Raw genomic sequence first — 24,917 nt, 5'->3', positions numbered from 1 at the left:
GTAGACCATTTCTCGGTGGAACCTGTTCTATTTTCGTTCCGGTCGCGGTAGCGTTGCCGCCCATGGGACGCGTAGACGACAAGGTTGCAGTGATCACCGGCGGTTCACGGGGCATGGGTGCCGAGCACGCCCGTGCCCTCGTTGCCGAGGGCGCGAAGGTGGTGATCGGCGACATCCTCGACGACGAGGGCAAGACCCTGGCCGCCGAACTCGGGGATGCGGCACGTTACGTCCACCTCGACGTCACCTCGCCCGAGGACTGGCAGACGGTGGTCTCGACCGCGGTCGACGAGTTCGGGAAGCTCAACGTCCTGGTGAACAACGCGGGCATCGTGAACGGGTCGACGATCCAGAAGTTCCGGCTCGACAAGTGGAAGCAGATCCTGGACGTGAACCTGACCGGCACGTTCCTCGGCATCCAGGCGGTCGCCGACCTGATGATCGACGCGGGCGGGGGGTCGATCATCAACGTGTCCTCGGTGGAGGGCCTGCGCGGAAGTCCCTGGGCGCACGGTTACGTCGCGAGCAAGTGGGGTGTCCGCGGTCTGGCGAAATCGGTTGCGCTGGAACTCGCCCCGCACAACGTGCGGGTCAACTCGATCCACCCGGGTCTCATCCGCACCCCGATGACCGAGGGGATTCCCGATGACATGGTGACCGTCCCCATGGGCCGGGCCGCGGAGTCACGCGAGGTGTCGACTTTCGTGGTGTTCCTGGCGAGCGATGAGTCGTCGTATGCGACCGGTGCCGAGTTCGTGATGGACGGCGGCCTCAGCGCCGACGTGCCGCACAAGTGAAGGCCCACACCAGGACGACCATCCCGATCAGTTCGACGAGCGTCTGCGTGATGACCGTCGCCGCGGCGAGTTCCGCGCCGACCGGCACGGCCAATGCCAGTGGGAGGACGACGAGCGAGTTCCGCGTGGCACCGGAGAAGACGACCGCGGTCGCCGGTTCCGGCGCCAGTCGGAACAGGCGCGCCACCGCGAATCCGATCGCCACCATGATGACCAGGAATGCGGCGTAGACCGGGATGACGCCGGCGATGTCGGCGAACCGCGAACCGACCAGGGGTACCTGAGAACTCACGGCGACGAACAGCACGGCCACCATCAGAGGAACCATGGATGCGTCGGCCCCGGCCGACATCCGGCGGCCGGTTGCAGACCGGTTCGCCCACGCCTGGGTGGTCCACGCCAAGGCCAACGGGCACACGATGAGGATCAGGAACGCCCACAGGAAGGGTTCCGGCTCGATCACCGATCGCCCGTCGCCGAGCAGCACCAGCAGGTAGAGCGGTGTCAAGAGCATCTGGGCGAGGAGCAGCAGCGGCGTGGCCGCGAGGAGCCGGCGGGCGTCGCCGCCGCCGAGACCGGCGAACACGACGACGTAGTCGACACACGGGCACAAGAGGACCAGCAGGGCGCCGAGGCGTATCGCATTGTCGGCGGGTAGTCCGAGGGACAGCACGGCGACCACGAGTGGGGCGACGACGAAGTTCACCAGCAGCACGGCGAGCATGAACCTGCGGTCGCGCCACGAAGCGAGCAGGTCGGACAGGCGGATCTGCAAGAAGGTGACGTAGAGCAGAGCGGCGAGCAGCGGCGTGATCGCCGCCTCGAGACCTTCGGCGGCGCCCGGTGCGAGCAGTCCGGCCCCCAGTCCGGCGAGGATGGCGGCGAGATACAGCGCGACCTGATGGCGTTCGAGACGATCGACGACGGTCGCAGGATCGGGCACCGCATCATTCTGCGACACCGCACACTCGTTCATCGACACCGCGGTGGCGCGGTACGGCAGACTCGACGGGTGACCACCCCGTCCCGGCGTACCGACGCCGCGCTCCTGGTCGTCGTGGTCGCGCTCCTCGTCGCGGTGAACATCGGCGCGCATGTCGCCGACGGCGTGTTGTCGGTGGCGATCGTCCCGGCTGCAGCCGTAGTGGCCGTGGTCATCGCCCGCCTGGCCGGCCTCGGCTGGCGCGACCTCGGCCTGAGCCGCGCCGAACTACGCGCCGGCATCCCGGTCGCGGTTGCTGCGGTCCTGGTGGTCGCCGCCGTGGTCTCGACGGCGGTGGCCATCCCGGCGACGCGCGAGTTCTTCCTGTCCGACCGATACGACGACACCTCCGAGGCACTCCTCGCGGCGTTCGTCATCATTCCGCTGCAGACCGTTCTGCCCGAAGAAGTTTTGTTCCGCGGTGTGCTGCAAGGAGTTCTGGGCCGGTTGTTCGCCCCGTTGACGACGCTGGTCGTCGGCGCGGTCGCGTTCGGCCTGTGGCACATCCTCTCCTCGACGGGCCTCACCGCGGGCAACGAGGGCCTGAGCGGCATCCTCGGCTCCGGGATGCCTGCGCAGATCGCCGGGATCGCGGGTGCCGTCGTGGCGACGGGGGCCGCGGGTTTCGTACTCGGCTGGCTGCGCCAGCGCACCACGAGTCTCCTCGCGCCGATCGCGCTGCACTGGGCCTTGAACGCGACCGGGGCCATCGGCGCCGCGGTGGCGTGGCAGGTGTCGTAGACCGGCAAGCCTCCGCTCCGTCTTCCGGCAGAACGCAAAACCTCAGGGACCAGCGACCGCCTCACTCGCGTTCGGCACGATCAAGCGGTTCCGAAGATGCGGTCTCCCGCATCACCGAGTCCTGGACGGATGAAGCCGTTGTCGTCGAGTTCCCGATCGACCGCGGCCGTGTAGATGGGCACGTCGGGGTGCGCGCGGTGGAGCACCCCGATGCCCTCCGGGCAGGCGAGCAGACAGACGAACTTGATGGACTTCGGACCGTACTCCTTGATGCGGTCGATCGCGGCGACCGCTGAATGTCCGGTCGCCAGAAGCGGATCGACGATCACGACGTCACGTTCGGACAGCTCCGACGGCATCTTGAAGTAGTACTCGACGACCACCATGGTCTTGGGATCACGGTAGAGGCCGATGTGTCCGACTCGCGCGCCGGGAACCACGGTCAGCATGCCGTCGGCGATGCCCGCACCGGCACGAAGCACCGCGGCGAACACCAGCTTCTTGCCGTCGATGACCCGCGCGGTGGTGGTCTCGAGCGGTGTGTCGATGGTGATCTCGTGCATCGGGATGTCGCGCAGGACGTCGTAGGCCATGAGGATGGAGATCTCGTCGAGGAGGCGACGGAAGTCGTTGGTCGACGTCTCCTTGCGACGCATCAGTGTCAGTTTGTGTTGCACGAGCGGATGGTCGATGACGGCGACGCTGCTCATGGAAACCTCTCGGTCGTCGGTAGATGAGGTGTGCGGATCCGGCCGTGTGCCGATGCTGCGCTCAGAACACGGTGCCGGTACTTCGAATCGACAACGGCGGCAGTCCGTGTCGAAGCCGGCCCGCCAGGATCCGGCCGGCCGACCAGGTTCCGCCCTCGAGCACGCAGGCAAGGGGCATGGTGGTCGTATCCGCGCTGAAACGCGCGCGCACGCGGTCGGCGACCTCGTCGATGAGCGCGACGGTGAGCGCGCGCCATTCGACGACGAGTTCGTCGCCGACCTCCCACTCATGGTCCGCCCAGCTCGCGTCGCGGAGCTCGAGCACACCGGAGTCGAGCAGCAGGCCACCGTTGCGGTACTCGGGGAGACCGGTCAGCTCGTCGAGTCCGGTCACCTGGACACCGGACCACCGAAACGGCTCGAGCAGTGAATAGGTCAGCCACTGCGACAGTTTGTGGAACGGCACCCAGCCGGCGGTGCGGCCCGGACCGACGACCGCGTCGTGGTGCCAGCAGTCGCCCAGTGGATGGGCGTCGATCGCGTTGTCCGACGGCCAGATCGCGCCGAGGTGGTCGAGGACCGCGTTCAGGATGTCCACCGCGGACACCTCTGCGCGCCCACCGCGGGTGAGGTGATCGAACAGGCCGCCGGGTCGTGCGTCCGGACCGAATATCTCGGGCCGGCCGGCCAGGACCTCGCCCAGGCGACGCAGGAGGTCGGCCCGTCCGGACAGTCCGGTGAGGGAGTTGTCGGGACCCACCTGGAAGGCGGCGCCGAGAGCATCGGCGCTGATCCGGTTCAGGCCCGCGGCATCGACCCGTAGCGGATCCGCCGGGTCGCTCGAGAACAGTCCGTCACAGAACGCCGCCCAGCTCGCGACCCCGAGTCCTTCCGAACGCGTCAGGACGAGCCCGGTCGACTGTTCGCGAAACGACCACTCGGGTCCGGCCCCGGCATCCAGCAGAACACTGACGAGCACGACGTCGATGAGGGCCCGGGCCCGCTCGGCCGAACCGGCCGTCGGCAAAGCGGCGTCGAGAGCGCCGAGACGGTCGACGCCGCCGGCCTCGAAGTGTCGCCACCGGCTGTGAAAAGGTATGTCCCCGTTGGGATACCGGGATGCGGTCGTCTCCGCGACGAGGTCGGCCACCGCGTCCAGTTTCACGTCGTGGACCACGAACCACGGGGAGTCACCGGCCCGCGCCCGTTCGAGGAGTTGTCGCGACCGGCTCCGGACGGTGGCGGTCGACCGCAGCAACCGGGCCGCCTGCGACGCCGACAACTCCACCTCTGGCGCGCCGGTCATCACAACCCCCGGCCCTTGACCTGCCGCAACTGCTCGGCGTCGGGGACCGGTCCGGGGGTGAAGTAGCCGGCGGCCATCTTCGCGTCGATCTCGACCCGGGCATCGGCGGGGACCAGTTCGTCGGGGATGTTGACGCGCTCGCCGACCTCGATGCCCGAGCCGGTGATGGCGTCGTACTTCATGTTCGACATCGACACCAGGTGATGGATTCTGGTGATGCCGAACCAGTGCAGGACGTCGGGCATGAGCTCCTGGAACCGCATGTCCTGCACGCCCGCAACGCATTCGGTGCGTGCGAAGTACTGGTCTGCGGTGTCACCACCGAGCTGCCGTTTACGTGCGTTGTAGACGAGGAACTTGGTGACCTCGCCGAGTGCACGCCCCTCCTTGCGGGAGTAGGCGACCAGGCCGACGCCACCGCGCTGGGTGCCGCGGATGCACTCCTCGATCGCGTGTGTCAGATATGGACGGCACGTACAGATGTCCGAGCCGAAGACGTCGGAGCCGTTGCATTCGTCGTGCACCCGTGCGGTCAGTTCCACCGAGGGATCGGCGAGGTCGCGGGCGTCGCCGAAGATGTAGACCGTCTGTCCGCCGATCGGTGGCAGGAAGACCTCCAGGTCCGAGCGCGTGACGAGTTCGGGGTACATGCCCCCGGTCTCCTCGAACAACACCCGACGCAGTTCGGCTTCGGAGCAACCGAAACGATCGGCCACCCCGGGGAGGTGCCACACCGGTTCCACCGCCGCCTTGGTGACCAGGGCGGCGCCGTTGGGCAGCAGGACCTCGCCGTCGGGGACGAGACGGCCCTTCTCGATGGCCTCGGCGATCTCGGGGAGGATGACGTGGGCCTTGGTCACCGCGATGGTCGGCCGGATGTCGTACCCACGGCGGATCTCGTCGGGGAAACTCTCTGCGACCGTTGCTCCCCAGGGATCCAGCGAGACGATGGCGCGCGGGTCACCCCATTGCGGATACGGCCCGATGTGGTCGGTGGGTGAGGTGTTGGTGAGATCGGCCCGGTGTTCTCGTGCGAGGGCGCCGGCGGCGACGGCCAGTGCGCGATAGACGCTGTAGGAGCCGCTGTGGGTGCCGATGACGTTGCGATGCGCTCGCGTGCCCGTCGTCCCGATGACGGGACCGCGGTCGGCCGCGGTGCCGGCCCCCCAGCGGATGGGCGGCGCGTCGATCCCGCCGCTGTGTGAGGTCAGTCGGATGTGGCCCAGGGACCTGTGCTCGCCGGACATCGTCGTCGTCCTCACCTTCTGTCGAGACGGTCACCCGCCACTTCAGGGAAAGCGCCAGCATAGTTCCGGATGCCCGTGTCCGCCGGGTGATGCCGAACGGCGATGCCGAACGCCACGGCGGCGGCGCCCACCGAGGGTGCCGCCGCCGCGTCCCGGACGTCTCGACCAGATGTGCCGGCTTCCGTCAGACGTCGAACCGGTCGAGGTTCATCACCTTGTCCCAGGCCGCGACGAAGTCGTTCACGAACTTCTCGGCAGCATCGTCGGTTGCGTAGACCTCGGCGAGGGCACGCAACTGGGAGTTCGACGAGAACGCCAGATCGGCGCGGGTGCCGGTCCAGATCTGCTCACCGGTGGCGCGATCGCGACCGATGTACACGTTCTCCTGATCCGACGCCGACCAGGCCGTCGACATGTCCAGCAGGTTGACGAAGAAGTCGTTCGTCAGGACGCCGGGGCGATCGGTCAGGACACCGGCGGTCGAGCCGCCGAAGTTGTTGCCCAGCACGCGGAGTCCACCCACCAGCACGGTCATCTCGGGAGCGCTGAGGGTCAACAGCGCCGCCTTGTCGACGAGGGCGAACTCGGCCGGGAGGACGCCGGCCTTGCCGACGTAGTTGCGGAACCCATCGGCCTTCGGTTCGAGGTGCGCCAGGGAATCGACGTCCGTTTCCTCCTGCGAGGCGTCGGTACGCCCCGGTGTGAACGGCACGGTGATGTCGATGCCGGCGTCTCGCGCGGCCTTCTCCACGGCCGCCGCGCCGCCGAGGACCACCAGGTCGGCGAAGGAGATCGTCGCCCCGGACTCCCCGGTGAACGAGTCCCGGATGCCCTCGAGCGTGCGGACCACGGGTGCCAGCTCGTCGGGTTCGTTGACCTCCCACGAGGACTGCGGCAACAAGCGGATGCGGCCGCCGTTGGCACCACCGCGCTTGTCGCTACCGCGAAAACTCGACGCCGCCGCCCAGGCGGTCTTGACGAGTTGCGCGACAGTCAATCCCGACTCCAGCAGCGTCGCCTTCAGGTTCACGACGTCGGTCGCGGACACGACCGGTCCCTCGTGCGCCGGGACATAGTCCTGCCAGAGGTAGGTCTCGGCCGGTACCAGCGGTCCGCGATAGCGGACGGCGGGTCCCATGTCGCGGTGCAGGAGTTTGAACCAGGCCTTGGCGAACTCGTCGGCCAGCTCCTCGGGATGGTCCAGCCAGCGACGGGTGATCTGCTCGAAACCCGGGTCGTACCGCATCGCCAGGTCGGTGGTCAGCATCGACGGGTGGGTCGTGTCCTCGCCGAACGCCTTCGGGACGGTGCCCGCCCCGGCCCCGTCCTTCGGACGCCACTGGTTGGCACCGGCCGGGCTCTTGTAGAGCTCCCACTCGTAACCGTAGAGGGTCTCGAGAAAAGCGTTGTCCCAGGTGGTGGGGGTGGGATTCCAGATCACCTCGAGGCCACTGGTGATCGCGTCGGCGCCCTTGCCCGTCCCGTGTGAGCTGGTCCACCCGAGGCCGGCGTCCGCGACGCCTGCTGCCTCGGGCTCGGGACCCACCAGTCCGGCGTCACCGGCGCCGTGGGTCTTGCCGAAGGTGTGGCCGCCGACGATCAGGGCGGCGGTCTCGACATCGTTCATCGCCATGCGCGCGAACGTCTCCCGGATGTCCACCGCAGACGCGAGAATGTCCGGATTGCCGTTCGGCCCTTCCGGATTGACATAGATGAGACCCATCTGCACCGCGGCAAGCGGATTCTCGAGGTCACGGTTGCCCGAGTACCGCTGGTCGGCGAGCCACTCGAGTTCGGGTCCCCAGTAGACCTCGTCGGGCTCCCACTCGTCCACGCGCCCGAAGGCAAAGCCGGCGGTGGTGAATCCCATCGACTCCAGAGCGACGTTCCCGGCGAAGACCAGCAGGTCGGCCCAGGACAACGCCGTGCCGTACTTCTTCTTGATCGGCCACAGCAGGCGGCGCGCCTTGTCCAGGTTGGCGTTGTCCGGCCAGCTGTTGAGCGGGGCGAATCGCTGCATGCCGGCACCGGCGCCGCCGCGGCCGTCCTCCACCCGGTAGGTGCCCGCGGCGTGCCAGGACATGCGAACGAACAGGCCGCCGTAGTGGCCGAAGTCGGCGGGCCACCAGTCCTGGGAGTCGGTCATGAGTGCGGTCAGATCGGCGCGCAGCGCTTCGACGTCGAGGGTTTCCAGGGCCGAGTCGTAGTCGAAGTCGGCGTCCATCGGATTCGCGACATCCGGATTGTGCTGCAACACCTTGAGATTCAACTGGTTCGACCACCAGTCCCGGTTGCCGCCGCCCTGGGTGGGGGGTTTGAGCCGGCCGTGCGCGACCGGGCATGTGCCCCCGCCGGCGGGCTCGGTGTTCGCCTCGGCGATCGGGGGATGCTCCCGGGCTTCCGGGGAAGGCGGAGCAGAGACGGACGAGGGGTCGTGCGGTGCCATCTGGGTTTCCTTTCGGGCACGATGAGAACTGCGATCGCCGGGGCGGTGATCACAGACCGGGAGCGGAGTGTGTTGTCGGGCTATCGGCCGGAGCCGGGGGTGCAGTCGGGGCAGTAGCCCCAGTAGATGACCTCGGCTTCGTCGATGACGAAACCCCGGTCGTCGGACGGGGTCAGGCACGGGGCTTCGCCGGTTGCGCAGTCGACGTCGCCGATGAATCCGCATGTACGGCATATCACGTGGTGATGGTTGTCCCCGACGCGTGACTCATATCGAGACGCGTGGCCCGATGGTTGGATACGCCGGATCAGCCCGGCTGAGGTCAGCACGCCCAGAACGTCGTACACCGTCTGTTGCGAGACCTCGGGCAGCCGTTCGCGAGCGGCACGGAGTACCTCGTCGGTGTCGGCATGGGGGTGGGCACGTACGGACTGCATCACCACGATGCGTGGACGGGTCACCCGCAAACCGGCCGCCCGGAGATGCCGGGTGCAGTCGTCGTCGGTGAGCATGGCGTCCATCGTGCCCATTTTTCTGGAATCATTCAAGTTTACCGAGAAAGTGAGGTGCCGATCACGCAGGCTCGGCGTCGTAAGATCGGGCCATGCCGACTGCGACGCCGACTCGTGCGCGGGTGACCCGGTGAGCCGATTCGACGAGATCGTCGACGAGCTCTACGGTCTCGCGCCCGACGCGTTCGTGAAGCGCCGGAACGAACTCGCTCGCGAGGCCAAGGCGGACGGTGATCGTGAACTCGCCGGGCGGATCGACAAGCTCCGTCGACCGACGCAAGCGGCTTGGGCCATCAATCAATGGGTGCGCGCGCATCCCGACGACAGTGCGCTCATCGCCGAGTTGGCGTCGGAACTGACCGTGGCACAGCGTCGCTCGGCGGTCGACAAGATGCGCGCGTTGTCCCGACGCCGCCAGGAACTGATCAACTCGTCGGTGACCGCGGTTGCGAGGGCCGCGGCCGACCGTCGGGTGCGGCTGGCAGACAGCGCCATTCGCGAGGTCACGCAGACATTGCGCGCCGCAGTGGCCGACCACGACGTGCTCGAGCAGGTGTTGCGGGGCAACCTCACCGCATCCGCCGAGTACAGCGGCTTCGGACCCGCCGGGGTCTTCGTGGTTCCGGAGCCGTCGCCGGAAGCCGATCGGAGCGAGGCCGAGACGCGCGACGCGTCAAGTGCTGCCGACGATTCGGAACCCTCGTTGTCCGATGACACCGACCGCGAATCCGACCGCGAACGTCGGGAGCTCGAAGCCCGGTTGACCGACGCGGAGGCGGGCGAGCGGGCAGCGCGATCTCACCTCGAGGATGCGTCGGACACGGTGGACGGCGTGTCGTCGGAGGTCGACGAGATCGGCGGCCGAGCCCAGGAACTGCGGGCGGAGCTGGCGCGGTGCGAGGAATCGTTGCGCTTTGCGCGGCAACGTCTCTCGACCGCCGAGCAGGGGCGGTCCGAGGCGCGGATCGCTCTCCGTGAGGCGGTCGCGGCCACCAACGAGATCCGCGCGGCGCTCGCCGAGCTCTGAGGTCGCCGCGGTGCCTCCGCGTCGCCGTTGCCGTAGGTCAGCGCGTCAGATGGAAGCGCAGCAACTCGGTGCTGCCGTTGAGCGCGCGACCCCAATACCCGCCCCGGCCGTCGGCCCGGAGTTCGTCGCGCACGAATCCGACGGTTGTCCCCGAATAGTCCACGACGATGACGGGCGCGCCGTCCTGCACCGAGCGGCCGCGGTAGACCGCACCGGGGAAGGCCCAGCCGACCGCGGTGTTGTTGACGACACGCGAGCCGGTGAAGTTCTTGCCGAACCACACGGTGTCGGCGATGGGTGCGCTGGTGACGTTGCCGCGGTAGTACCCGCTCGGCATCGGTGGGGCGGCCAGTGCTGTCCCCGGGGCGACAAGGGTGAGTACTCCGGCGATCGCAACCGCGGCCGCCGGTGCGGCGCAGTGCCTATATCGAGAGTCGAGTGTGGTGCTCATCTGTCCAGCGAACGCCCGTGCCATCTCCATGACCTGGGATCGGCCATGCCGATGCGAAATCGAAAGCGACGGTCAATGGCCGAGGAGGCGGAGCGAGTCGTCGCGTCGGAGCACGAAGAAGTACGGCTTCGGCGAACCCTTCAGATCCATGGCGCCCAACACGGCGTCGTCGGAGATCCGGTGGAAGACGTCGTTGATCGGCAACTGGTCATACGACATCGTCGCGGTGTCGGTGCCGCGGTACCGGGTGGTGCGCAACCGGGCGCGTGACCGCCGGGTCTGGCTCAGCAGACGGGTTGCCGCGATCGGAGTCGCGAAGGACATCGACGTGACCCCCGGTGCCTTCTCGGCGACGCCGAGTCCGCCGAAGGCGATCGCGGGGTTCATCGCCCACAGCGCCGAACCGTCGCGGGTCGGGAAGAGCAGGGGGTGCACGGTCTCGGCATCCACGAACTGTTTTCCCCACCAGCCGCTTGCGGCCAGGAACCCGTCCAGCGGGTGATCGGTCGGGAGCTCGGCACCGCGCCAGGTGCCGATCATGAAGTCGGGTTCGACCGCGGGGGAGGAGTCGAACAGGTCGAGCGCCTCGGCGGTCGTGGTCGGTGTGGTGGGCAGGATCTCGCGCACATGCATGTCGACGATCGTACGTGCAAAGACACAGGATCTGAAGAATGTCGCAACGATGGCCCGGCTGGGCGATCGCGGCATGGCGGCCGACGTCCCGGAATAGCCGTTCCGCTCGCCGGGTTGCCGCAGGCATGACCCACTCCACGTATGACCCCCGTGATCTCCTCGCCGAAGGTGGTCTCGGTGTCCTCGCCACGATCAAGGCATCGGGACTTCCGCAGCTGTCCCCGGTGACCCCTTTCTACGACCGCGACGCCGAGACCATCTATGTCTCGATGACCGAGGGCCGGGCCAAGACCGCGAATCTCAGGCGCGATCCGCGCGCGGCCCTGGAGATCACCGGGCCCGACCGCTACACCTGGGCGACCGCGGAGGGCACCGTCACGCTGATCGGCCCGGGCACCGAACCGGACGGACCCGAGGTCGAGGCGCTCGTGGACTATTACCGCAAGGCCGCAGGCGAACACCCGGACTGGGACGAATACCGCAGCGTGATGGTCGCCGACCGTCGCGTTCTCATGGTCATGTCGGTGGACCGGGTGTACGGCGAACGTCTTCGCTGAGGTGGCGGCGCCGGGGTCGACGAGATTGCGATGACGAATTAGGACACGGGCTGTCCTCGCGATGACGCAGAGTGGTTCCCATGGCGACAGACATTCAGGTGACGTTCGATTGTGGTGACCCGGCTTCGTTGTCGGGGTTCTGGGCCGAGGTGCTCGGCTACCGGCTCCAGGACCCACCGCCCGGCTTCGACAGCTGGGATGCCGCGCTCGAGGCCTTCGGTGTCCCGCCGGAACGCCGGAACGACGCGTCGGGCGTGATCGATCCCGACGGACGCGGGCCCCGGTTGTTCTTCCAGCGCGTCCCCGAGGGGAAGGCGGCGAAAAACCGGGTACACCTCGATGTTCGTGCGGCGCCCGGTCTGCGCGGCGATGATCGGATGGCCGCCTTGGAAGCCGAGGCAGACTGGCTCGTCGCGTTGGGCGCGACCAGGGTCGAACGGCACGACCCCGCACCACCGCTCGGCGAGGGGCACATCGTTCTGCAGGACCCCGAGGGCAACGAGTTCTGCCTGGACTAGGGGTCTGGACGCGACAGAGCGCGCTATGTCCGCTCTGTCGCCACGGAATCCGGTGTCAGGGAGATGTTTCCGGCCCTGCCCAGCGCCCCGTCGAGGTCTGGTTGTTCGAAGGTGACCTCGGCGGAACGCCCCTCCACCGAGAGCGTGGCGATGGTGTTGCCGAACAGTGGGCCGAGAGTGTTGCGCCAGGCGACCGGTAGGTCGGGCGATCCGCCGCGACGGGCCCACCGACGCACAACGGAGGCGAGCCGAGTGGACCACCCCACCCGGAACACCACCTTGATATAGGGCGGGATCGCGTTGTGCACCGGCGAACACACCAACTGGTGCACGTCCGCACTGGTCGCATCCGAAAACGCGGCACGCGCCGCATAGCTGTGGTGGACATCGCCGGACAGCACGCTGATCGTCGCCGGTCCCGGGTCGCGGCTCGCGACCCGGCGGATCATCTCGCTGAGCCGGACGAAGGAGTCGAAGAAGGCCGGCCAGTGCTCGAGGTCGGCCCCCTGCCGGATCTTCTCGGCCAGTCGTCCTCGACGCCCCGACTGCCGGGCGCCGATCTCGTTGAGGGTCTCCGCATCACCGATGACCGGAGGCAGCAACCACGGCAGCGACGAACCGAGCACGAGGTGGTCGAGCCGTTCGAGATTATCCTCGACCTGGTTCTCGACCCACTCGAATTCGACGTCGCTCAACATCTTCCGCGTTCCGCCGGAGAGGATGCGCCCGTTGCGGGAGTCGATCATGACCAGCCGGGTGTTGCCCAGATCCCAGCGGAAACTGAACCGGATGCCCTTGGTCCCGTCGGTCTCGCGATCGGCGCGATCCGCAACGTCGACGAGGTGGGGCCAACAGTCGCCGTCGATGTCGCGGACGCGGCGGTAGTCCTCGGACTCGCGGAGTTCGGCCGGGGAGAGGTTGCCGAGATGCTGATACACCCAGTACGAGGCCAGGCCCGCACGAATCCGGTCCTGCCACCAGGGCTTCTCACCCATCTGTCGACGCCAGGTGTCGGAGGTGTTCCAATCGTCGCGGATGTCGTGATCGTCGAAGATCATGGCGGTCGCCACGGTCGAGAGGATCCACCGGATCTCGGGGTCTCCCCAGGTGTGTCGATACAGGCCTTCGTACTCCTCGAAGTCGACGACCTCGTCCGCCGGTCCGGCGGTCGACGTCCGACTCGATTCGAGCGACTCCTTCACCTGCGGGGTCAGCTCGTCGGCGTACACCTGGTCGCCGAGCAGGATGAGCGTGTCCGGCCATTCTTCGACGGGGAGATGGCGCATGCGGATGGCATAGCAGTCCAGCGCGTCGAGTCCGAGTTTCTCGTCGAGCTTCGGATCCTCGGCCCGGGGGTACCGGCAGGATCCGAACACGAAGCGGTGCCGGTCTGCGGTCTCGGGGCCACGGGTCCGGATGACGCTGGGCGGGAACTCCGTGTCGGGGAGCGGCCACTCGAGGGCGCCGTTGACGCGGACCTGGTACTCGGTGGTGGTGTCGGGTACCAGGCCGGTGACCTCGACCAACGCGAAATGGTGACCGGATACCTGGAAGGTCCGGGTTCCGCACCCGAGGACTTCCACCTCGCCCGGTTCGTCGGTCTGCACCCAGACCAGCGCGGAGGTCTCGTCGACGTGCCGGAGGATCGGACCCAGAACCAAAGCCATTCGATCAGAGTAGGCCGTCGCGTCGGCTCGTGCGGCCACGTCGATCGGTGCGATGACTTCGCCCGGGTCGACGAGTCTGTACTCCTGGTGCGTCTGCCTGCAGGGGTGCAAGCCGACGCCGGCAGGGCAGGTGTATGGCGAATCGAAGGAGGAACAAATGGTGATCGTTGCCGGCTGTCTTCGGGTCGACCCGGGCGGGCGCGCGGACTACCTCGCAGGATGCGAGGGCGTCGTCGCAGCGGCCCGCCGGGCACCGGGATGTCGAGACTTCGCGATCAGCGCGGACTCGACGGACCCGGGCCGCATCAACATCTTCGAGCGGTGGGACTCGCAGTCGGCTGTCGAGGCCTTCCGGGGTGCCGGGGTCGGCGACGACCAGGCGCGGGCCATCCTTTCGGCGACGGTGGCCGAGTACGACGTCGCGGACATGCGGGTCCTGGCGGGTGCGCCGGACTGACGGCCGGCTCAGTCGCCGATGGCCGTCGTAGGCTGTGCACGCGCCACACAAGGGAGGGGCCATGACCAGGAGCACCGACATCGAGCCGACGCTCACCGAGGTTCTCGGCGAGCTGCGAGCACTCGACGATCCGAGAATCCGGGCGGTCAACGAGCGGCACGGTGATGATCACGGCGTCAACCTCACCAAACTGAGGGCGACGGCGAAGCGGCTTCGGACGCAACCCGAGCTCGCGGCGGCGCTCTGGGCGACCGGGGACACCGCGGCGCGGCTGCTCGCGCTGCTGATCTGCCGGCCGAAGGCCTTCGACGCCGTGGCGCTCGACACGATGGTCCGCGAGGCCGATCGGCCGAAGGTGCACGATTGGTTCGTCAACTACGTCGTCAAGAAGAGCGCGCACGTCGAGGAGTTGCGGACGTCGTGGATGAACGACCCCGATCCCGTTGTCGCAGCGGCGGGTTGGGCCCTGACCTCCGATCGGGTGGCCAAACGTCCGGATGATCTCGACCTCACCGCCCTCCTCGACACCATCGAGTCCCAGATGGCGGAAGCTCCGCCACGTCTGCAGTGGGCGATGAACACGTGCCTGGCGACCATCGGCATCGAGAGTCCTGACTCTCGCTCCCGCGCGGTCGACATCGGAAAGCGGTTGCGGGTGCTGGAGGACTATCCGACCTCGCCGGATTGTACATCACCGTACGCGCCGGTGTGGATCGCCGAGATGGTTCGACGCCGAGCCGTGTGACCCGCGCGCTCGTCATCGAAAGATGTTCGCGTCGTCAGCATGGCGGACCTGTCACCCGGCTCTGCCTTCGGAACCGGACATCCCCGGATGTGATTGTCTGGCAGTCGTGTCCCGGCGCTCGACCGCGGCGTCGATGTCCTTGATCAGCCCTCGAATCATTCTGCCTTACGGACCTTCTGGCAAGTCAGCCGTCGCTCGGGCCGCCGCGGCCAGATGCCGGCGGGCCGAGTCGAAGGACCCCAACCGCCGATGATCATCGGCGAGGTTGAGGTGGAGAGAGGGAAGGAAACCTGCCACGGAGAGTTCGGCGTGGTGAGACCGCACCCGCTCATCGGTCAGTGCAAGGGCGGCGTCGAGCGCACGTACATCCCACGCGAGCGAGTCCGCCGGGTCGCTGTACAGGTCAGCGAGATGATGCGCGAGAGTGCATCGATGGAGCGCGTCACCGTCGACGCCGATCGTCTCCCACAGGGCGAGGAGTCTCTCTCGAGCCCTTGCCGTCTCGCCTTCCCGTCCGAGGGCCACCGCCTCGGTCAGTTCGTGCATCGTGGAGTCTTCGACGGGTTCGGTCATGTCACCGGCCCCTGTCTTGGTGATCGATCGATGCGGTCGGGTGCCAGACCGGCATGACGATCGTTGTGAGATCGCCGCCGTCGGCGGAACGAATCGTCATCGGCAGGTCGGCGGCCCGCACGTCGAGCAACAGCTCGGCGCCGATGGACACACCGACCGCGGGGAAGAGGGTCGAGACCTCGAACCACATCTCGACCGGCGGCCCGTGGATGTCGGCGGGCAGGGTGGTGACCCCCACCGACGCTGCGTCGCTCAACACCAGTGCTGTCGACGTGAAGTCCAGGTGTACTCGCTCGTCGACGCAGCCCTCCAAATACTGCAGCACACCGGATGTGGCGACGCTCGCGCGCGTGGTCACCGGTGGCAGTGCGTCGACCATGGCGTGGTGAGAGGGGAAGGGGTCGTCGAGCAAGCGGCACCACAGATCGTCCCGACCGGTGAGTCGGAACCGTACCGCGCGGGTCCCGGCCTCGATTCCGACAGCGCCACCCCGGGCCAGGTCGGACAGACCATCGCGGAGGTCCCCGGCACACAGCGTTCCCGACCACCGGGTGTCACTCGGTTCGCCGGTCGGCAGTGACCGCGAGGAGATTCGGTAGCGATCGGTCGACGTGAGGGTCACCGCCCCGTCCTCGAAGCGCAACTCGACGGCGTCGAGTACAGGGTGCTCGGCGTCGCGTGCCGTGGCGGTGAGCACCTGGCCGATTGCGGCTGCGAGTACGGGCCCGCGCACGGACGTGAGCAGTGTTGTTGCTTCTGCGGCGATGGCCGTCGTGATGGCCGCGGCCTCGCGCCGGGTCCGGGCGGCGTCCGTCATGACTGTTCGCACATGGTCGTCGATGAGTTCGCGCGCGGCGGTCGGCTCGGCGTCGAGGACCGTGCGGATGTCGGCGAGGGACATCCCGATCTCGCGGAGTCGGCGGAGTGTGATGGCCCGGGTTTCCTGCGCCGTGCTGTACAGGCGGTATCCCGTCGACGCGTCGATGCTGGCCGGGGTGAGCACCGCCGAGTCGGCGTAGAACCGCAACGCGGAGGCGGTCAACCCGGTGCGCTGCGCAAACGCGCCGATCGGGACGAGCTCGCCGTGTTCGGTGACGGAAGAAGGCATATCGGAGATCATCCGGCTTCGACCTACCTGAAGGTCAAGTGTCGACTGATGTCCGAACCCCGCTGATGTCCGAACTCCGGTGTCGGGTCAGATGAGACCCAGTGCGAGCATCGCGTCGGCGACCTGGGTGAAGGCCGCGATGTTGGCTCCGGCCGCATAATTGCCGGGCGCCCCGTACTCGTCCGCCGTGTGGAGGCAGTGATCGTGGATCGACGTCATGATCTCCGACAGCCGCTCCTCGGTGTGGCTGAACGTCCACGAATCTCGGGAGGCGTTCTGCTGCATCTCGAGTGCGCTCGTGGCCACCCCGCCCGCATTCGCGGCCTTGCCCGGCGCGAAGCTGACGCCTGCCTCGGAGAAGATGCGCACCGCCTCGGGGGTGCTGGGCATGTTCGCTCCCTCGGCCACGATGCGGCAACCGTTCTTCGCCAGTTCGGCGGCGTCGACCCCGTTCAGCTCGTTCTGTGTCGCGCAGGGGATGGCGATGTCGGTGGGCACGTTCCACAACGAGCCGGATGCGATGTGGCGGGCAGTATCGGGGCGGGCGTCGGCATAGTCCGAGATGCGTCCGCGCCGAACGTTTTTGATGTCCTTGAGCAGATCCAGGTCGATCCCGGCCTCGTCGACGACGTAACCCCCGGAGTCCGAGCAGGCGATCACACGGCCACCGAGCTGCTGCACCTTCTCGATGGCGTAGATCGCGACGTTGCCCGAGCCGGAGACGACCACGGTCTTGCCGTCGAGACCGTCACCGGCTGCGGCGAGCATGTCGCGGACGAAGAACACGACGCCGTACCCGGTCGCCTCGGTACGCACCTGCGACCCACCCCACGCCAGCCCTTTGCCGGTGAGGACGCCGGATTCGTAGCGGTTGGTGATGCGCTTGTATTGACCGAACAGATAACCGATTTCGCGGCCGCCCACGCCGGTGTCGCCGGCGGGTACGTCGGTGTACTCGCCGATGTGGCGGTAGAGCTCGGTCATGAAGGACTGGCAGAAGCGCATCACCTCGCCGTCGGAGCGTCCCTTGGGATCGAAGTCGGCGCCACCCTTGCCGCCGCCGATCGGGAGTCCGGTCAGGGCGTTCTTGAAGATCTGTTCGAATCCGAGGAACTTGACCACGCCCAGGTAGACGCTCGGGTGGAAGCGCAACCCGCCCTTGTACGGGCCGAGAGCGGAGTTGAACTCCACCCGGAACCCGCGGTTGATCTGTACCTGACCCTGGTCGTCGACCCACGGCACCCGGAAGATGATCTGGCGCTCGGGCTCGGTCAGTCTCTTGATGATCCCGGCGTCCGCGTAGTGGGGGTGTTTCGCCAAGACCGGACCCAGACTGTCGAAGACCTCCCGGACGGCCTGATGGAATTCGGCCTCCCCGGGGTTTCGCGCAACAACCTGCGCGTACAGATCGCTGATCTTCTCGTCGAGCACGGCCACGATGGCGACCACTTCCTTCTCCGATACGTGTGGGACGGCGACGTACCCGGATGGGCACGTCGCCACCCGCACCCTATCGAGTGACAGGAATTCGACCGCAGACCGGTCCGACAGACGGTGACAACGGGTGTGTCTGCGGTGACCTGATCGGGGTGAGGTGGTCGGGGGCCGCTCGTTTCCGACACGCAGTCAGGTCGCACCGTGGTGCGCCATCACGAAGGCGCGAGAACAGGTCGTCGCACCTCGAGCGACGGATGGCGGGTCACGATCTCACGCCTGGACCTCGGATCGGCACCGGTGGTGAGAGTCAGGATCCACGGCACGGACTCGGTGTCGTCGGACACCCACGGATCCACTTCGAGGTGGCTCAGGATGTCGCGTGACAGACTCTCGAGTCTCGCGACGGTCAACCGTCCGGACGAGTCCGCGAAACCGAAGCACACATCCCGCCCCTCCGGCACTCCGAACACGTCCACGTCGTTCTCACGGTGCCATTGGCGTCGCAGGAGCAACGAGTCCGACCCCTCGACGACAATTGAACACCTCGCGGGGTGGGGAAAGGCGTCCCGAGCGCGAATCGACGCTCGATCCACGAATTCCTTCACCCGACCGGGGGAACCGCACACGCGTATCCGGCACTCCATCACAACCGCTTTCACGGCCACGCTTCCTTTCGCTGTTTCCGGCCATCTGCGACCGGTGCCATGGACTCTAGCCCAGAAATAAATAAAAGCCAGTCCGGCGTTTGTCGCGAACCTGTCGGCTACGAAAAATGATGTGCAACACCGAATTAGAGCGGATTAGATCGTAGGAATGTGGGTGGGCTGGACTTCTCTGGTTTCTGGGCTATGGTCACGGAGGTGAGCGGGACCGACCCGTTTGTAGAAGACAACCCATCGAGGAAAAGTGGCAGAAAAGAATTCGAGTTCGAAAAAGCGTCGACAAGAACTCAAGGAACGCCGGGAGCGAAAGCGGGCACGCGACGATGTCTCGTTGATTCGGAAGAGAAAAAGTGCGCGTTGACGATGACTCGTGTCAGCCCGAGCTGTTCAGCGCCCGGGCGATCGTGGGCCAGGCTCGATGCAGATCCTGATTCCAGTAACCCCATGAGTGGAGACCGGCACGGAAGTCGTAGGTGATGTCGACCCCGGCACGGTCCGCGCGACGCTTGAAGCTCTCGGTGCATCGGGCGACGATGCCTTCGAGGACGCCGCCGACGGGTGACGCCAGCCCGGCCAGTCCGAGTGCTGGGTCGGGCAGGCCGTTGCCGACCGCGACGTACACGGGCTTACCACGCAGCGCGGACACATGATCGGCGGGATTGTGGGCATCCCAGGTGTCGTGATCGAGCGGTCCCCACATGTTCTCCGGGTTCCCACCTCTCGTGCTGACCGATGTGGCGGTCGCCTGCCGGAACTCCGGCGAACCCTGATCAAGACACCCGCTGAAGGCGACGACGCCCCGGTAGAGATCCGGATTGCGCACGGCGATGGACATCGCACCCAGCGCCCCCATCGACAGCCCGCCGATCACGTTCCGCCCGTTGCCTCGGAAGCGTCGGTCGACCAGTGGAGGGAGTTCCTCGGTCAGGAAGGTCTCCCACATGTTCCGGCCCAGGACGGGGTCGAGTCGGCGCCAGTCGGTGTAGTACGAACCCGTACCCCCGATGGGCAGGACCACGTTGACCTTCTTGTCGGCGACGAAGCGCGCGAGGTCGGTCTGGAACGTCCACCCACTCTGCGTGTAGTTGGTGTAGACCCCACCATCGATCCCGTCGAGCAGGTAAACGGTGGGCCGGGGCCCGGTCCGGTCGCGGGGGACGAGCACACTCACCCGAACAGGCCGCTTCATGGCCGCGGAGTACACGGTCATCGTCGTCCGCGTCGCGGTCTCCGGGGACACCGCGAGAATCCGCGCCGTGTCGGCGAGCCTCGGTGGAGTCGCCCCCGCCGGTTGCCCCGTCGACAGGCTCGCGACGACCGCGATCAGAAATGCACAACCGAGCCCTACGGCCCGCTGCCAGCGTGACACTCTTCGTTCCCCCTCGGGCACTGCCCGTCACGAGCCGGCGACCCACCCCCAGGTCGACGTCCGGCGTTCATCGTGTGTCGGTCGATCACCGGTCCGAACACGGACCGCGGACCCATTAGAACAGGTCGGCGGCGCTTGTGGGCCCGGAGCGCGCCGACGGCCGGGTTTTGGTCCATGCGATCCGGGTACCCGAACGATTCCGGGCTGTCGACAGTCGGGATTCTCAACGACAGAGGAAGGTAGGTGCTCTGTGAGCACATATGTCACCGCGAATCCGACCACCGGTGTCACCGACCGGGAGTTCTCCGGGCTCGAGGACGCCGAGGTGGCCACGGTTGCCGAACGATCCCTGGCCGCGTATCAAGACTGGCGTTCGACCGAAGCGTCCGAACGTGCCGCGGTGCTCGCGCGGGCTGCTGATCTGTACGAGAAGCGAGCCGGCGAGCTCGCGTCCGTGATCACGACCGAGATGGGAAAGCCCGCCAAGGAGGCGGCCGGGGAGGTGCAGCTCGCCGCCGACATCTACCGCTGGTACGCCGAGCACGGGCCCGATCTCCTCGAAACCGAGGCGCTCGCTCGGCAGGGTGCGGAGTCGTCGATCGTGCAGGTCGCTCCGATCGGTCCGCTCGTCGGCGTCATGCCGTGGAACTACCCGTACTATCAGGTCGCGCGATTCGCCGCGCCGAACCTGTTGGCGGGCAACACCGTCATCCTCAAGCACGCGTCGATCTGCGCGGCCTCGTCGGCCCTGATGGCCGAAATCCTGCACGACGCGGGCGTGCCTGGAGACGCGTACATCAACGTGTACGCGAGCAGTGATCAAATCGCAGACCTGCTCGCGCACAATGCGATACGCGGTGTGTCGCTCACCGGAAGCGAGAAAGCCGGTGCAGCCGTGGCCAAGGTGGCGGCAGCGAACCTGAAGAAGTCCGTGCTCGAGCTCGGGGGATCCGACCCGTTCATCCTCCTCGATTCCGCCGACATGGAACGTACGACGAAGATCGCGGCCCGGGCGCGATTGTCGAACGCCGGGCAGGCCTGCAACTCACCGAAGCGCTTCATCGTGCTCGATGACCTGTACGACGACTTCGTCGACGGGGTTGTGAAACAGTTCGAGTCGACCGCCGTCGGTGATCCGGCAGACGAGTCCACTCAGATGGGACCGCTGTCGTCGCTCTCGGCACGCGATACCGTCGCCGAGCAGGTCGACACGGCCGTGAATCAGGGTGCGACGTTGCGGACGGGTGGCAAGCCGGTGCAGCGCGACGGCGCGTTCTTCGAACCCACCGTTTTGACGGACATCACCCCGGAGATGGACGCATACTCCGAGGAGATCTTCGGTCCCGTCGCGATGATCTACAAGGTCGCCTCCGCGGAGGACGCCGTGGCGCTCGCCAACGACGTCGAGTTCGGCCTGAGCGGGTCGGTGTGGAGCGACGACATCGACAGCGCCGAGAAGGTCGCCGACCGGCTCGAGGTCGGGATGGCCTACGTCAACGAGCACGGCACCACGTTGCCGGGCCTCCCGTTCGGCGGGGTCAAGCGATCCGGTTACGGTCGTGAACTCGGGCGCTGGGGTATGGGCGAGTTCGTCAACACCAAGCTGCGTCGGACAGCCTCGGCATAGACCGAGCCACGCCGGCGATCATCGGTGGGGACGCCACCAAGCCGTGAGGGCGGGGCGACGCGACACGCGTCGGCCCGCCCTCACGTCTGTCTGCGGGGTCAGCCGCTGGTCTCGCGCGCCCGGGCCACCGCGACGTCCACTCCGTGATGCCACGGCACCCCATGACCGGGAAGGAGGGACTTCGCCTCCGTCGCTGCCAGGGCATCGAGCGACGTTCGGTTGCGACCGAGGTCGGCGGTCGCGGACCCGGCGATCATGCGGGGGCCGGTAGCCGCGGTGTAGGGATCGAGAGTCACCAGGGCATCGCCGGCGATCACCGCATCACGTAGCGGGAAGTGAAGTGACACATGGCCGTACGTGTGGCCCGGGGTGGGTATCACCTGCGCGCCGCCGGGGAGTACCGCGGCGTCGCCGAAGCTCGTCACGTCCATGTGATCGACGCCGCGGACTGTGAACGCGCCCGCCACCGCCATCCGCCCGAGTAGGGACAGAGACCGCGGATGACGAAGGGGCACTCCGAATCTGGTGGCGTTCTGATGTGCATAACGGTAGGGGTGCGATGCCAGCCAGGCATCGTCACGGTGAACGTGGACTGGTATCCGCCATTCGCGCGCCAGACGGCGCGCCGTGCCCACGTGGTCGAAGTGGCCATGGGTGATGATCAGATCGGAGACGGCGTCGGTGTCCCGGCCTAGTTCGCGGATGGCCCGGACGAGGGGTTGATACGACCGGGGGAGTCCGCAGTCGACGAGGACCAGCCGGTCTCGGTCCTCGACGATGTACTGATTCGTGTGCGCGTGTTCCAGCCAGTGAATGCCTGGTACGACGTCGCGATGGAAGGTCATGCTCGGGCGCATACCCGCTGGGGGCAGCCGCAAACCGTGGCACGACCGTGGAAGTTTGGACAAGACCGGGGGTTTCTGTAATCACCCCGGCCTCTGGCTCGACATGCGGGTTACAGCACCGCGTGAGCGTGATAACGACACTATCAGTGTTGCCGCACAGAAAGCCAATCGCGGACATCGGTACCGGTGTCAGTCGACGGAGAAGGCCAACCAGCACAGGTCATTCCGGGCACGCTGGTCGTCGAGTACCAGCTCGCGCAGCCGGTCCGGGAGTTGTTCACGCTGCCAAGCGCATTCGAGCTTGCCCGCATCGGTCCCGTGCTCCGCTCGCACCGCCTTGATCGCGTAGGCCGCGGCGCCCAGATCGTGCGATGCGACGTGGGCCGTCACCGCCGCCTGCCCGGCGGCGTATGCGGCGAAGCGCGGTGCACCACGCAGGTCGCGTGCGGCACCCATGGCATGTCCGCCGGCGGCCCGCGACGCCATCATCGCCAGCTCGCCCCGGGTCCACGCGCGGACGGCGGCAATGGCTTCGCGGGGTCGCGCGTCCTCGGGACGGGCCGACTCGAACAGGGGGAGGACGTGCTCGGCGCATGTCGCTGCCCAGAGCGCAAGGGAGTGATGATCGGCGTCGGTCAGCGTCCCGCCACGACGGATGGTGACCAGGCGAGGATCGAAGATCGTGGGCAGGATCATTCCGACCGCTCCGGTCGGCGCGGGACCGGGCGGGTGCGCCGGGCGACACGCACCTCGACGTCCTCGGGTGAGAGCAGGGCAGTGTGTTCGGGGACGACCCCGACCCGAACGGGGGCCTGCTCCGTGTCGGTCACGGTGAGTGGCGCACCGCCGGGTTGGAGATGGTCGTTACCCCACTGCATCAACGACATCACCACCGGAAAGAGGTCGCGGCCCTTGTCGGTGAGCTGATACTCGAACCGTTCCCGCTGACCGGCTTCGCGGTAGGGCACCTTGGTGAAGATCCCGGCCTCGGTGAGTTCTCGGAGGCGGCTCGACGCGACCGCGTCGGTGATCCCGACACGGCGACTGAACTGATCGAACCGGGTTGCGCCGTAGAAGGCCTCGCGCAAGATGAGGATCGCGGACCGGGTCCCCACCAGGTCGATCGCCTTGGCGATCGAGCAGTCGCTCGCCTCCCAGCTGTCGCGCTCGGCGAGCGGTCCCTTCAGGTGCATCATGACCCCACTCTACCCTGACTTGACAGAACCATAGTCAGAGCGTAGTCCTGACTATGGCAGACAAAAGTCAGCCGGTATCCGGGCCGGCGCCTGTTCCGGCCCGCGCACTGATGGAGGATCAGTCATGAGATCAGCGGTCATCGTCGACGCCGTTCGTACGCCCATCGGGAAGGGCAAGCCCACCGGCGCCTTGCACGACGTCCACCCTGTCGACCTCCTCGCGCACAGCCTGCGCGCGATCGTGGACCGCTCGGGTGTTGAGCCCGGACGCGTGGACGATGTGATCACCGGAGTCGTCAGCCAAATGGGGGAGCAGAGCTTCAACCTCGCGCGGCGGGCGCTCCTCGCCGCGGGCTATCCCGAATCGGTGCCGGGGGTGTCTGTCGACCGCCAGTGCGGCAGTGGTCAACAGGCCATCGCTTTCGCCGCGCAGGGCATCATCGCGGGCACCTACGACGTCGCGGTCGCGGCGGGGGTCGAATCCATGTCCCGGATACCGATGGGCTCGGCCGCGGCCGGCACCGCCGATCTGAACGGGCGGGCGTTCGAGGAGCGTTACCCGGAGGGGCTCGTCGGGCAGGGCATCTCGGCCGAACTGATCGCAGCCCGATGGAACATCTCGCGACGAGAGATCGACGAATTCTCGCTGCGGTCACACGATCTGGCCGCCACCGCGACCAAAAACGGACTCTTCGACGACGAGCTGGCTGTTCTTGCGGGCCTGACGTCGGACGAGGGAATCCGTCTCGGAGGCAGTCTCGATGATCTGGCGCGGTTGAAGCCCGCCTATTTCGACGAGACGATCGCACGCCGATACCCCGAGATCGGCTGGGAGATCACCGCCGCGAGCGCGAGCCAGATCAGCGACGGATCCTCGGCGGTGCTGCTCATGAGCGACGAGAAGGCCGCCGAACTCGGTGTGCGCCCGCGCGCCCGGGTACACACCATCGCAGTCGCCGGCGACGATCCGCTGCTGATGCTAACCGGTATCATCCCGGCGACCCGAAAGGCGCTGTCGCGCAGTGGACTGCGTTTCGAGGACATAGACCTGTTCGAGGTGAACGAGGCCTTCGCGCCGGTGGTGCTGGCGTGGTCTCGGGAGTTCGGTGTGGACGTCGACAAGGTCAACGTCAACGGTGGTGCGATCGCGCTCGGTCATCCGCTGGGTGCCAGTGGTGCCCGCCTCGCGACCACCGGACTCAACGCCCTCGAACAACGCGGGGGTCGCTACCTCCTGCAGACCATGTGTGAGGCAGGTGGACTCGCCAACGCGACCATCTACGAACGATTGGGCTGACCCGGAA

At 67.2% G+C, this 24,917-nt stretch carries 25 protein-coding genes; 9 read left to right on the top strand and 16 right to left on the bottom strand.

What is annotated here, in order from left to right; all coding sequences use genetic code 11:
• Positions 1-62 precede the first annotated feature (62 nt).
• Positions 63-797, top strand: coding sequence for a glucose 1-dehydrogenase (locus ABIC25_RS21225; protein ID WP_004018701.1), 735 nt, complete (start codon positions 63-65; stop codon positions 795-797).
• Here ABIC25_RS21225 and ABIC25_RS21220 read toward each other — a convergent pair.
• The gene (locus ABIC25_RS21220) at positions 772-1,773 is read right to left on the bottom strand and encodes an arsenic resistance protein (protein WP_354563036.1); all 1,002 of its coding nucleotides are present in this window, start codon (positions 1,771-1,773) and stop codon (positions 772-774) included. The genes ABIC25_RS21225 and ABIC25_RS21220 overlap by 26 nt on opposite strands.
• Positions 1,774-1,809: 36 nt before the next feature.
• Here ABIC25_RS21220 and ABIC25_RS21215 point away from each other — a divergent pair, with 36 nt between their 5' ends.
• On the top strand, positions 1,810-2,520 hold the full coding sequence (locus tag ABIC25_RS21215) for a CPBP family intramembrane glutamic endopeptidase (RefSeq protein WP_354563035.1): 711 nt from the start codon (positions 1,810-1,812) through the stop codon (positions 2,518-2,520).
• A gap of 80 nt (positions 2,521-2,600) precedes the next feature.
• Here the strand turns inward: ABIC25_RS21215 and upp are convergent, their stop codons facing one another.
• The 5 genes from upp to ABIC25_RS21190 form a co-directional block, all read right to left on the bottom strand.
• Complete coding sequence (gene upp / locus ABIC25_RS21210) at positions 2,601-3,230, bottom strand: uracil phosphoribosyltransferase (protein ID WP_004018698.1); 630 nt, start codon at positions 3,228-3,230, stop codon at positions 2,601-2,603.
• A 61-nt stretch (positions 3,231-3,291) separates the two neighbouring features.
• A complete protein-coding gene (locus ABIC25_RS21205; RefSeq protein WP_354563034.1) occupies positions 3,292-4,536 on the bottom strand; it encodes a URC4/urg3 family protein in 1,245 nt (414 codons plus the stop codon).
• On the bottom strand, positions 4,536-5,783 hold the full coding sequence (locus ABIC25_RS21200) for a GTP cyclohydrolase II (protein WP_101822668.1): 1,248 nt from the start codon (positions 5,781-5,783) through the stop codon (positions 4,536-4,538). Before ABIC25_RS21200 ends, ABIC25_RS21205 begins: the two co-directional genes overlap by 1 nt.
• Before the next feature lie 184 nt (positions 5,784-5,967).
• Positions 5,968-8,229: a catalase/peroxidase HPI gene (katG, locus tag ABIC25_RS21195; protein ID WP_354563033.1), complete on the bottom strand. Its 2,262-nt coding sequence runs from the start codon at positions 8,227-8,229 to the stop codon at positions 5,968-5,970.
• 80 nt (positions 8,230-8,309) lie between these two features.
• Positions 8,310-8,741 carry a Fur family transcriptional regulator gene (locus tag ABIC25_RS21190; RefSeq protein ID WP_064570279.1) on the bottom strand — a complete coding sequence of 144 codons (432 nt, stop codon included), beginning with the start codon at positions 8,739-8,741 and terminating at the stop codon, positions 8,310-8,312.
• A gap of 130 nt (positions 8,742-8,871) precedes the next feature.
• Here ABIC25_RS21190 and ABIC25_RS21185 point away from each other — a divergent pair, with 130 nt between their 5' ends.
• Positions 8,872-9,768, top strand: a complete 897-nt coding sequence (locus ABIC25_RS21185; protein ID WP_354563032.1) for a hypothetical protein — start codon at positions 8,872-8,874, stop codon at positions 9,766-9,768.
• Positions 9,769-9,805: 37 nt separating this feature from the next.
• On the opposite strand, the gene ABIC25_RS21180 is transcribed toward ABIC25_RS21185, so the two are convergent.
• Together ABIC25_RS21180 and ABIC25_RS21175 are read right to left on the bottom strand one after the other, a co-directional pair.
• The gene (locus ABIC25_RS21180) at positions 9,806-10,219 is read right to left on the bottom strand and encodes a hypothetical protein (protein WP_239399068.1); all 414 of its coding nucleotides are present in this window, start codon (positions 10,217-10,219) and stop codon (positions 9,806-9,808) included.
• A 72-nt stretch (positions 10,220-10,291) separates the two neighbouring features.
• Positions 10,292-10,852, bottom strand: a complete 561-nt coding sequence (locus ABIC25_RS21175) for a DUF4334 domain-containing protein (protein ID WP_004018690.1) — start codon at positions 10,850-10,852, stop codon at positions 10,292-10,294.
• Positions 10,853-10,977: 125 nt separating this feature from the next.
• On the opposite strand from ABIC25_RS21175, the gene ABIC25_RS21170 reads away from it, so the two are divergent.
• Together ABIC25_RS21170 and ABIC25_RS21165 are read left to right on the top strand one after the other, a co-directional pair.
• The gene (locus ABIC25_RS21170) at positions 10,978-11,409 is read left to right on the top strand and encodes a PPOX class F420-dependent oxidoreductase (RefSeq protein ID WP_064570131.1); all 432 of its coding nucleotides are present in this window, start codon (positions 10,978-10,980) and stop codon (positions 11,407-11,409) included.
• Positions 11,410-11,489: 80 nt separating this feature from the next.
• Complete coding sequence (locus tag ABIC25_RS21165) at positions 11,490-11,927, top strand: VOC family protein (protein WP_354563030.1); 438 nt, start codon at positions 11,490-11,492, stop codon at positions 11,925-11,927.
• A 23-nt stretch (positions 11,928-11,950) separates the two neighbouring features.
• Here the strand turns inward: ABIC25_RS21165 and ABIC25_RS21160 are convergent, their stop codons facing one another.
• Positions 11,951-13,594 (bottom strand): alkaline phosphatase D family protein, encoded by a 1,644-nt coding sequence (locus ABIC25_RS21160; protein WP_354563028.1) that lies wholly within the window; start codon positions 13,592-13,594, stop codon positions 11,951-11,953.
• Between the two features lie 157 nt (positions 13,595-13,751).
• Between ABIC25_RS21160 and ABIC25_RS21155 the strand changes: the two genes are divergently transcribed.
• Complete coding sequence (locus tag ABIC25_RS21155) at positions 13,752-14,051, top strand: putative quinol monooxygenase (RefSeq protein ID WP_101822672.1); 300 nt, start codon at positions 13,752-13,754, stop codon at positions 14,049-14,051.
• A 61-nt stretch (positions 14,052-14,112) separates the two neighbouring features.
• The gene (locus ABIC25_RS21150; protein ID WP_354563027.1) at positions 14,113-14,796 is read left to right on the top strand and encodes a DNA alkylation repair protein; all 684 of its coding nucleotides are present in this window, start codon (positions 14,113-14,115) and stop codon (positions 14,794-14,796) included.
• Between the two features lie 165 nt (positions 14,797-14,961).
• Here the strand turns inward: ABIC25_RS21150 and ABIC25_RS21145 are convergent, their stop codons facing one another.
• The 4 genes from ABIC25_RS21145 to ABIC25_RS21130 all read right to left on the bottom strand — a co-directional run bounded on the left by ABIC25_RS21145 (position 14,962) and on the right by ABIC25_RS21130 (position 19,945).
• Complete coding sequence (locus tag ABIC25_RS21145; protein WP_354563025.1) at positions 14,962-15,369, bottom strand: hypothetical protein; 408 nt, start codon at positions 15,367-15,369, stop codon at positions 14,962-14,964.
• Between the two features lies 1 nt (position 15,370).
• Positions 15,371-16,477, bottom strand: a complete 1,107-nt coding sequence (locus ABIC25_RS21140; RefSeq protein ID WP_354563024.1) for a DNA polymerase III subunit beta family protein — start codon at positions 16,475-16,477, stop codon at positions 15,371-15,373.
• A gap of 87 nt (positions 16,478-16,564) precedes the next feature.
• Positions 16,565-17,926, bottom strand: coding sequence for an NADP-specific glutamate dehydrogenase (gdhA, locus tag ABIC25_RS21135; RefSeq protein ID WP_354563118.1), 1,362 nt, complete (start codon positions 17,924-17,926; stop codon positions 16,565-16,567).
• Between the two features lie 1,023 nt (positions 17,927-18,949).
• Positions 18,950-19,945 (bottom strand): alpha/beta hydrolase, encoded by a 996-nt coding sequence (locus tag ABIC25_RS21130; protein WP_354563023.1) that lies wholly within the window; start codon positions 19,943-19,945, stop codon positions 18,950-18,952.
• Between the two features lie 250 nt (positions 19,946-20,195).
• Here ABIC25_RS21130 and ABIC25_RS21125 point away from each other — a divergent pair, with 250 nt between their 5' ends.
• Entirely contained in the window at positions 20,196-21,572 is a 1,377-nt protein-coding gene (locus ABIC25_RS21125) for an NAD-dependent succinate-semialdehyde dehydrogenase (RefSeq protein ID WP_354563022.1), read from the top strand.
• A 98-nt stretch (positions 21,573-21,670) separates the two neighbouring features.
• On the opposite strand, the gene ABIC25_RS21120 is transcribed toward ABIC25_RS21125, so the two are convergent.
• From ABIC25_RS21120 to ABIC25_RS21110, 3 genes are all read right to left on the bottom strand, one after another.
• Positions 21,671-22,417: an MBL fold metallo-hydrolase gene (locus ABIC25_RS21120; RefSeq protein WP_004018673.1), complete on the bottom strand. Its 747-nt coding sequence runs from the start codon at positions 22,415-22,417 to the stop codon at positions 21,671-21,673.
• A gap of 189 nt (positions 22,418-22,606) precedes the next feature.
• Positions 22,607-23,113, bottom strand: coding sequence for a putative immunity protein (locus ABIC25_RS21115; RefSeq protein WP_004018672.1), 507 nt, complete (start codon positions 23,111-23,113; stop codon positions 22,607-22,609).
• On the bottom strand, positions 23,110-23,613 hold the full coding sequence (locus tag ABIC25_RS21110; RefSeq protein WP_354563021.1) for a winged helix-turn-helix transcriptional regulator: 504 nt from the start codon (positions 23,611-23,613) through the stop codon (positions 23,110-23,112). Before ABIC25_RS21110 ends, ABIC25_RS21115 begins: the two co-directional genes overlap by 4 nt.
• Before the next feature lie 124 nt (positions 23,614-23,737).
• On the opposite strand from ABIC25_RS21110, the gene ABIC25_RS21105 reads away from it, so the two are divergent.
• Positions 23,738-24,910, top strand: coding sequence for an acetyl-CoA C-acyltransferase (locus ABIC25_RS21105; RefSeq protein WP_354563020.1), 1,173 nt, complete (start codon positions 23,738-23,740; stop codon positions 24,908-24,910).
• Positions 24,911-24,917: the final 7 nt, after the last annotated feature.

It is taken from the genome of Gordonia sp. PvP123 (assembly GCF_040547295.1).
GTDB classification, from domain to species: Bacteria; Actinomycetota; Actinomycetes; order Mycobacteriales; family Mycobacteriaceae; genus Gordonia; species Gordonia terrae.
Note: the sequence above shows the minus strand (reverse complement) of the source record. Positions and strands in the feature narration are given on the sequence as shown.

Bases quoted from the DNA above. Each gene is read 5' to 3' on its own strand.
- ABIC25_RS21225 (WP_004018701.1), top strand. From the start codon at position 63: ATGGGACGCGTAGACGACAAGGTTGCAGTGATCACCGGCGGTTCACGG.
- ABIC25_RS21220 (WP_354563036.1), bottom strand. From the start codon at position 1,773: ATGAACGAGTGTGCGGTGTCGCAGAATGATGCGGTGCCCGATCCTGCG.
- upp (WP_004018698.1), bottom strand. From the start codon at position 3,230: ATGAGCAGCGTCGCCGTCATCGACCATCCGCTCGTGCAACACAAACTG.
- ABIC25_RS21205 (WP_354563034.1), bottom strand. From the start codon at position 4,536: ATGACCGGCGCGCCAGAGGTGGAGTTGTCGGCGTCGCAGGCGGCCCGG.
- ABIC25_RS21200 (WP_101822668.1), bottom strand. From the start codon at position 5,783: ATGTCCGGCGAGCACAGGTCCCTGGGCCACATCCGACTGACCTCACAC.
- katG (WP_354563033.1), bottom strand. From the start codon at position 8,229: ATGGCACCGCACGACCCCTCGTCCGTCTCTGCTCCGCCTTCCCCGGAA.
- ABIC25_RS21190 (WP_064570279.1), bottom strand. From the start codon at position 8,741: ATGCTCACCGACGACGACTGCACCCGGCATCTCCGGGCGGCCGGTTTG.
- ABIC25_RS21180 (WP_239399068.1), bottom strand. From the start codon at position 10,219: ATGAGCACCACACTCGACTCTCGATATAGGCACTGCGCCGCACCGGCG.
- ABIC25_RS21175 (WP_004018690.1), bottom strand. From the start codon at position 10,852: ATGCATGTGCGCGAGATCCTGCCCACCACACCGACCACGACCGCCGAG.
- ABIC25_RS21170 (WP_064570131.1), top strand. From the start codon at position 10,978: ATGACCCACTCCACGTATGACCCCCGTGATCTCCTCGCCGAAGGTGGT.
- ABIC25_RS21165 (WP_354563030.1), top strand. From the start codon at position 11,490: ATGGCGACAGACATTCAGGTGACGTTCGATTGTGGTGACCCGGCTTCG.
- ABIC25_RS21160 (WP_354563028.1), bottom strand. From the start codon at position 13,594: ATGGCTTTGGTTCTGGGTCCGATCCTCCGGCACGTCGACGAGACCTCC.
- ABIC25_RS21155 (WP_101822672.1), top strand. From the start codon at position 13,752: ATGGTGATCGTTGCCGGCTGTCTTCGGGTCGACCCGGGCGGGCGCGCG.
- ABIC25_RS21150 (WP_354563027.1), top strand. From the start codon at position 14,113: ATGACCAGGAGCACCGACATCGAGCCGACGCTCACCGAGGTTCTCGGC.
- ABIC25_RS21145 (WP_354563025.1), bottom strand. From the start codon at position 15,369: ATGACCGAACCCGTCGAAGACTCCACGATGCACGAACTGACCGAGGCG.
- ABIC25_RS21140 (WP_354563024.1), bottom strand. From the start codon at position 16,477: ATGCCTTCTTCCGTCACCGAACACGGCGAGCTCGTCCCGATCGGCGCG.
- ABIC25_RS21120 (WP_004018673.1), bottom strand. From the start codon at position 22,417: ATGACCTTCCATCGCGACGTCGTACCAGGCATTCACTGGCTGGAACAC.
- ABIC25_RS21115 (WP_004018672.1), bottom strand. From the start codon at position 23,113: ATGATCCTGCCCACGATCTTCGATCCTCGCCTGGTCACCATCCGTCGT.
- ABIC25_RS21110 (WP_354563021.1), bottom strand. From the start codon at position 23,613: ATGATGCACCTGAAGGGACCGCTCGCCGAGCGCGACAGCTGGGAGGCG.
- ABIC25_RS21105 (WP_354563020.1), top strand. From the start codon at position 23,738: ATGAGATCAGCGGTCATCGTCGACGCCGTTCGTACGCCCATCGGGAAG.